Origin of the sequence: Mesorhizobium sp. M0227 (genome assembly GCF_040321855.1) — a bacterium.
Classification (GTDB): domain Bacteria; phylum Pseudomonadota; class Alphaproteobacteria; order Rhizobiales; family Rhizobiaceae; genus Mesorhizobium.
In genome coordinates this window covers 1-6,396 of sequence record NZ_JAMYSJ010000056.1, presented here as the reverse complement: position 1 = coordinate 6,396, position 6,396 = coordinate 1, and the positions used below count along the sequence as shown (strand labels likewise).

Annotated in this window: 7 protein-coding genes; 6 read left to right on the top strand and 1 reads right to left on the bottom strand. The window is 62.3% G+C overall.

Annotated elements, in window-relative coordinates:
- Window positions 1-122: 122 nt before the first annotated feature.
- Complete coding sequence (locus NKJ00_RS31965; protein WP_352632582.1) at window positions 123-779, bottom strand: outer membrane protein; 657 nt, start codon at window positions 777-779, stop codon at window positions 123-125.
- A 413-nt stretch (window positions 780-1,192) separates the two neighbouring features.
- Here NKJ00_RS31965 and NKJ00_RS31960 point away from each other — a divergent pair, with 413 nt between their 5' ends.
- The 6 genes from NKJ00_RS31960 to NKJ00_RS31935 all read left to right on the top strand — a co-directional run bounded on the left by NKJ00_RS31960 (window position 1,193) and on the right by NKJ00_RS31935 (window position 6,342).
- Entirely contained in the window at window positions 1,193-1,957 is a 765-nt protein-coding gene (locus NKJ00_RS31960; RefSeq protein ID WP_023812629.1) for an SDR family oxidoreductase, read from the top strand.
- Window positions 1,954-4,017, top strand: coding sequence for an excinuclease ABC subunit UvrC (gene uvrC, locus NKJ00_RS31955; protein ID WP_352632580.1), 2,064 nt, complete (start codon window positions 1,954-1,956; stop codon window positions 4,015-4,017). Before NKJ00_RS31960 ends, uvrC begins: the two co-directional genes overlap by 4 nt.
- A 100-nt stretch (window positions 4,018-4,117) precedes the next feature.
- A complete protein-coding gene (gene pgsA, locus NKJ00_RS31950) occupies window positions 4,118-4,714 on the top strand; it encodes a CDP-diacylglycerol--glycerol-3-phosphate 3-phosphatidyltransferase (protein WP_023673449.1) in 597 nt (198 codons plus the stop codon).
- Window position 4,715: 1 nt separating this feature from the next.
- Entirely contained in the window at window positions 4,716-4,973 is a 258-nt protein-coding gene (gene moaD / locus NKJ00_RS31945) for a molybdopterin converting factor subunit 1 (protein WP_023812627.1), read from the top strand.
- A 1-nt stretch (window position 4,974) separates the two neighbouring features.
- A complete protein-coding gene (locus tag NKJ00_RS31940) occupies window positions 4,975-5,451 on the top strand; it encodes a molybdenum cofactor biosynthesis protein MoaE (protein WP_023812626.1) in 477 nt (158 codons plus the stop codon).
- Window positions 5,452-5,562: 111 nt separating this feature from the next.
- Window positions 5,563-6,342, top strand: coding sequence for a YbaY family lipoprotein (locus NKJ00_RS31935; protein WP_352632578.1), 780 nt, complete (start codon window positions 5,563-5,565; stop codon window positions 6,340-6,342).
- Window positions 6,343-6,396: the final 54 nt, after the last annotated feature.

The window sequence follows — 6,396 nt, the reverse complement described above, 5'->3', positions numbered from 1 at the left end:
AACAGGATGGAAACGAATCTCCATCCTGTTCGATAGGTCTTACCAGATCCTCATCCAGCCCAACTTAAGTGAACTGCATTAGGGCGCGAGGCCCGGCTTTTTCGTGTCGTGGCTTGAACGACTTAGAACTTCATACCGACGCCGAAGGTGACGCGGTTGTCGGTGGCCTTGACCTTGCCGATGCCGTCGAAGCTCTTGCTGCCGAAGTCGGTGTAGCGGTACTCGACGCGGCCGAAGACATTGTCGGTCAACTTGATGTCGGTGCCAACACCGGCGGTCCAGCCGAGCATCGTTGCGCGATCGCTGGCCCCAAGGACGGTGTCTTCCACCTTCAGGCTTCTGCCGGCGAGACCGCCGGTGCCATAGAGCAGGATTTCTGGGCTGACCGCGTAGCCGAGACGGGCACGCAGCGAACCTTCAAAGCCGGCCTTGGAGTCGATGCCGTTGTCGTCGCCCTTGACGCCGTTGTAGCCGAGTTCGGCTTCAGCGCCGTAGACGAAGTTCTCCTGCTGCCACTGATAGCCGCCGAAGACACTGCCGACGAAACCCTTGGTATCGGTTTCAACGTCGAAATCCTTTTCCTTGGTCCGGCCGCTGAAGCCATAGCCGACGTTGAGACCGGCGTAGGGGCCGGCCCACGAAGCGACCGGAAGTTCAGCGATCGGCGCAGGTGCCGGCGGCTCTTCCGAAACCACGTCAGCAGCATAGGCGGTTCCGCTGAGGGCGAAGAGGGCGAGCGCAACGGCCAGCGGCCGTGCGAATTTGAGATTGGCTTGCATTGTTCTTTACTCCTTAAGCCACAGGACACAGGCTTGTTTCTCACGATCGCCATCTACCCGTCCGGGGGGTGAAACGGATCTGGCGTTCGTCGGTTCCAAATGTCGTGTCAAAATGCGGCTGAAGCGAACCTGAACTTGGGTCATTCCCCGGCACGAATGAGGCAGAACCTTGACGTTGCATCTTCGCAACAGCGAAATGGCAGGAACGATCCCGTGCTGCGCTGCACACCGCTTGGTGCAAGGACTCCAGCACCCTATATTGCGGTCGGGCGCGCCCGAGTCCAGGGCGGGCCGGGATGTCCAAACGGCCGTTTCGCCACAATGCTGCCCAAGGTGCGAACACCATTTAACGCATGCCGGGCCATATTTCGCCGGCACCGCTTTTTCGGCCCGAAATTGAGGATTGACACGATATGAGCAAAGCCACTGTCACGGCGCTGGTGACGGGCGGGGCCAGGCGGATCGGCAGGGCGATCGTCGAGGATCTCGCCGCCCACGGTTTTGCCGTCGCCATTCATTGCAACCGCTCGCGCACCCAGGCCGATGTGTTGGCTGCCGAAATCATCGCCGGAGGTGGCCGTGCCGCCGTGGTCGCCGCCGACCTGACCGATATGGACGCCGTTGGCGATCTCGTCGGCCAGGCGCAAGCAGCGCTCGGACCGATTCCGCTGCTGGTCAACAATGCGTCGCTGTTCGAGGACGATTCGGTTCTGGATTTCGAGTGGCGGGCCTGGGACCGGCACTTTGCCGTCCATGTGAAAGCGCCCGCGCTCCTGGCGCAGAATTTCGCCCGGGCGTTGCCGGCAGGGCAGGAGGGCCTGATCGTCAACATGATCGATCAGCGCGTCTGGCGGCCGACGCCGCGCTACTTCTCCTATGCGCTGTCCAAGTCGACGCTGTGGACGGCCACGCAGATGATGGCGCAAGCGCTCGGCCCCAGCATCCGCGTCAATGCCATCGGCCCGGGGCCGACCCTGAAGAACGCGCGTCAGGATGACAGCGATTTTGCAGCCCAAGTCGATGGCTTGGTCCTGAAGCGCGGCCCGGATTTGCCGGAATTCGGCGCCACGATCCGCTATCTCTGGGAAGCGCGCTCGGTCACCGGCCAGATGATCGCGCTTGATGGCGGCCAGCATCTTGCGTGGCAGACGCCCGATGTGACAGGCATGACGGAATGAGTCCCGTAGACCACAAAAGCAAGCCGCGCGGCGGCGCCGACGATCTGCCCCCCGATATCGACGTCGAGGACGAGGCAGTCGAGGAGATCGTTGAAACCGTCGGTCCCGATGTCGCCTTCACCGCCATCGACTGGACGCCGCATGCCGGCGACGCGGAAGGCATGATCGGCGCCGAGGTGATCCAGACGCTGGTCAAGCGGCTGCCCAACGCGCCCGGCGTCTACCGCATGATGAACGCTGCCGGCGATGTGCTCTATGTCGGCAAGGCGCGCAGCCTGAAGAAGCGCGTCACCAACTACGCGCAAGGCCGCTTCCACACCACCCGCATCGGCCGCATGGTGCGCGAAACGTCGACGATGGAGTTCGTCGTCACCCGCACCGAGATCGAAGCGCTGCTGCTCGAAGCCAACCTTATCAAGCGCTTGCGGCCGCGCTTCAACGTCCTGATGCGCGACGACAAGTCGTTTCCCTATATCCTCTTGACCGGCGACCATGTCTCGCCCGGCATCTACAAGCATCGCGGCGCGCGCTCGCGCAAAGGCGATTATTTCGGGCCCTTCGCCTCGGCCGGTGCCGTTGGCCGCACCATCAACTCCCTGCAGCGCGCCTTCCTGCTCAGGAGTTGCACCAACTCGTTCTACGAGAACCGCACGCGGCCATGCCTGCTTTATCAGATCAAGCGCTGCGCCGGCCCCTGCACCGGAGAGGTTTCGCACCAGGACTATGCCGAACTGGTCAATGAGGCGAAGGACTTCTTGTCCGGCCGCAGCCAAAAGGTGAAGACGGAAATCTCGGCCGCCATGCAGCAGGCGTCGGAAGCTCTCGATTTCGAGCGCGCCGCGATCTATCGCGATCGACTTGCGGCCCTGTCGCATGTGCAGAGCCACCAGGGCATCAATCCGGCTACCGTCGACGAAGCCGATGTCTTCGCCATCCATCAGGAAGGCGGCCAGGTCTGCATCCAGGTGTTCTTCTTCCGCACCGGCCAGAACTGGGGCAACCGCGCCTATTTCCCCAAGGCCGATCCGGCGTTGGAAGCAGCCGAGGTGTTGGGTTCGTTCCTGGCGCAGTTCTATGACGACAAGCCGACGCCGCGGAACATTCTTCTGTCGCATGGCGTCGAGGATCAGGAACTATTGGCCGAGGCGCTCTCCACCCGCGCCGGCCGCAAGGTCGCGATCTCCGTGCCGCAGCGTGGCGAGAAGAAGGACCTGACCGACAACGCCCTGCAGAATGCCCGCGAGGCGCTCGGACGCCGGCTGGCTGAAACCTCCACCCAGGGACGCCTGCTTGCGGGTTTCGCCGAGACATTCGGCCTGCCGAAGCCGCCGGTGCGCATCGAGGTCTACGACAATTCGCACATCATGGGCACCAATGCCGTTGGCGCCATGGTCGTCGCCGGGCCGGAAGGTTTTGTGAAGAATCAGTACCGGAAATTCAACATCCGCTCGACCGAGATCACGCCTGGTGACGATTTCGGCATGATGCGCGAGGTGATGGAGCGACGGTTTTCGCGGTTGCTCAAGGAGCATGGCGATGTCCCGGCTGACGATGCAGTTGATGGTTCGGCAGACGATATGGAGGACGATATCTCCGGCAGCTTCCCGGCCTGGCCCGATGTCATCCTGATTGACGGTGGCCAGGGCCAGATGACCGCGGTGCGCAAGATCCTTTCGGATCTCGGCATCGAGGACCGCGTGGTTGCCATCGGCATCGCCAAGGGCCAGGACCGCGACGCCGGCCGCGAACGGTTCTTCGTCAAAGGCAGGGACTCGTTTTCGCTGCCGGTTCGCGATCCCGTGCTCTATTTCGTCCAGCGGCTGCGCGATGAGGTCCATCGTTTCGCGATCGGTTCGCATCGGGCGCGCCGCAAGAAGGAGATGGTCAAGAGCCCGCTCGACGAGATCAGCGGTATCGGTCCAGGCCGCAAACGCGCCTTGTTGTTGGCCTTCGGCACCGCCAAGGCGGTCAGCCGCGCCGCCATCGAGGATTTGAGGAAAGTCGACGGTATTTCCGAGCAGGTGGCGAAACTGGTCTACAATCATTTCCATGAGAGCTGACAGCAAGGATGCTATTTTCGTCTGGTCAATCGATTCTCGCCTGTTGACCCCCTACATTCGCTTCTGATTTGAGTAGGCAGGCAGAAAGAGTTTCCCAGATATGGCCAAGCGCGCGTTCAACCTGCCCAATATGCTCACCTACGCCCGCATCGTCGCGGTGCCGCTGGTGGTGCTATGCTTTTTTCTCGAAGGACATCTGAAGTCGAGCGACTTTGCCCGCTGGTCGGCGCTGATCATCTTCCTGCTCGCCTCGATCACCGATTATCTGGATGGCTATTTGGCGCGCGCCTGGCAGCAGACCTCCAACATCGGCAAGATGCTCGACCCGATCGCCGACAAGCTGCTGGTCGCCACCTGCCTGCTGCTGCTGGCCGCCGACACCGATCGCCATGCGGGCATTGCCGGCTGGTCGTTGTGGGCCGCGATCATCATCCTGTGCCGCGAAATCCTCGTCTCGGGTCTGCGCGAATATTTGGCGGCGCTGAAAGTTTCGGTGCCGGTGACGCAGCTGGCAAAATGGAAGACCGCCATCCAGATGGTCGCCATAGCGTTCCTCTTGGCCGGACCGGCCGGCGACAAGATTTTTCCGCTGACCACCCAGACCGGGCTGGTGCTGCTGTGGATCGCGGCGCTGGTTACGCTCTATACGGGCTACGACTATTTCCGCGCCGGCCTCAAGCACATCATGGACGAGTGAGATGACGACCCGGCTCATTTATTTTGCCTGGGTGCGCGAACGCATCGGCCTGCCTGAGGAGGATGTCGACCTGCCTGCCGGCATCGAGACGGTCGCCGATCTCCTGCGCTGGCTGAAATCGCGCGGCGAGGGCTACGAGCACGCGCTGCGATATCCCGACGTGATCCGCGTCGCCATCAACCAGGAACATGTCGAGCACCGCGAGAAGATCGCGGGCGCCCGCGAAATCGCGCTGTTCCCGCCGATGACCGGGGGCTGACATGAGCGGCGGGGTCTTACCTGTCGTGCGCATTCAGCGCCAGGATTTTGACGTCGCCGCCGAGATCGCCAGACTGACGCAAGGCCGCGCCGATATCGGCGCCGTGGTGACCTTCTCAGGCCTTTGCCGCGACGAGCAGGGCGCGCTCTCAGCGCTCGAGCTCGAACACTATCCCGGCATGGCCGAAGCGGAAATCGCCCGCATCGCTGCTGAAGCGGTCGAGCGTTGGCCATTGCAGGGGCTCACCGCCATCCACCGCCACGGGAAGATCGCGCCCGGCGAGAACATCGTGCTGGTCGTGGCAGCCTCGGCGCATCGCCATGCGGCGTTCGAGGCGGCGAATTTTCTGATGGACTATTTGAAATCGCGCGCGCCCTTCTGGAAGAAGGAGCATCGGGCTGACGGCTCGGAGGGTGGCTGGGTCGAGGCCAAGGAGGCCGATGCAACGGCCGCGCAACGCTGGTCTCAGTCCGAATAAGATCCGCCGCAGCCATGCATTGACCGCAATCCTTTGGCCAATTGGCAGGATTGGTCAGCCTGGGGCATTGGCAGCCCGGGGCATTGGCAGCCAGGGGTGAGGGAGATGGTCATGCTGGACAGGATCGCGGAGTTCTTCATCTTCGGTTTCGTGCCTCTGGTCGTCGGCATATTGGCCGTTCCGGACCAGTCTGTTGCCGCCGAACAGGCCGTGAGGGGCGAGGTCATCTATCGCGAGCGCATTGCCTTGCCGCCCAGTGCCGTGCTGTCCGTACAACTTGCCGATGTGTCGCTGGCCGATGCGCCTGCCACCATCATCGGCGAGCAGAAAGTGCAGCCGGCCGGCCAGGTGCCGATCAGCTTCGAGATCAAATTCGACCCTTCCGTCATCCGGTCGCAGATGACCTACGCGTTGCAAGCCCGCATCACCGTCGATGACAAGCTGCTGTTCATCTCCGATATGCGCCATCAGGTCGATCCGCTGGCCGACGTGCCGCAGACCATCATGCTGAAGATGGTCACCCCGAGCGCCGAGCCCATGGTTTCGGTCTTCGATCAGCTCTGGCTGGTCGACTATGTCGACGGCATCGGCGCCATTGCTGCCCCGCAAGCGACATTCAGGGTCAGCGAGGCCGGCAAGGCGGGCGGCAGCGGCCCCTGCAACACCTATTTCGCCACTGCCAAACTCGATGGCCAAACGATCGTGATCAGAGACATCGGTTCTACCTACAAGGCCTGTGCGCCCGAGGTGATGGCCGAGGAAAAGGCGCTGTTCGATGCGCTGGCCAAGGCGGCGTCATACCGTGTCGATGCCGGCAAGCTCATCATATCGGACAAGGACGGCCGCGAGATCCTGCGCTTTAGAGCGATTCCTATTTTGAGAGAATCGTAGGATTCCCAAAGCCGGATGTTTGTGATTCAAGATGCTGGCTGGATTGGAGGCCAG

Bases quoted from the DNA above. Each gene is read 5' to 3' on its own strand.
- NKJ00_RS31965 (WP_352632582.1), bottom strand. From the start codon at position 779: ATGCAAGCCAATCTCAAATTCGCACGGCCGCTGGCCGTTGCGCTCGCC.
- NKJ00_RS31960 (WP_023812629.1), top strand. From the start codon at position 1,193: ATGAGCAAAGCCACTGTCACGGCGCTGGTGACGGGCGGGGCCAGGCGG.
- uvrC (WP_352632580.1), top strand. From the start codon at position 1,954: ATGAGTCCCGTAGACCACAAAAGCAAGCCGCGCGGCGGCGCCGACGAT.
- pgsA (WP_023673449.1), top strand. From the start codon at position 4,118: ATGGCCAAGCGCGCGTTCAACCTGCCCAATATGCTCACCTACGCCCGC.
- moaD (WP_023812627.1), top strand. From the start codon at position 4,716: ATGACGACCCGGCTCATTTATTTTGCCTGGGTGCGCGAACGCATCGGC.
- NKJ00_RS31940 (WP_023812626.1), top strand. From the start codon at position 4,975: ATGAGCGGCGGGGTCTTACCTGTCGTGCGCATTCAGCGCCAGGATTTT.
- NKJ00_RS31935 (WP_352632578.1), top strand. From the start codon at position 5,563: ATGCTGGACAGGATCGCGGAGTTCTTCATCTTCGGTTTCGTGCCTCTG.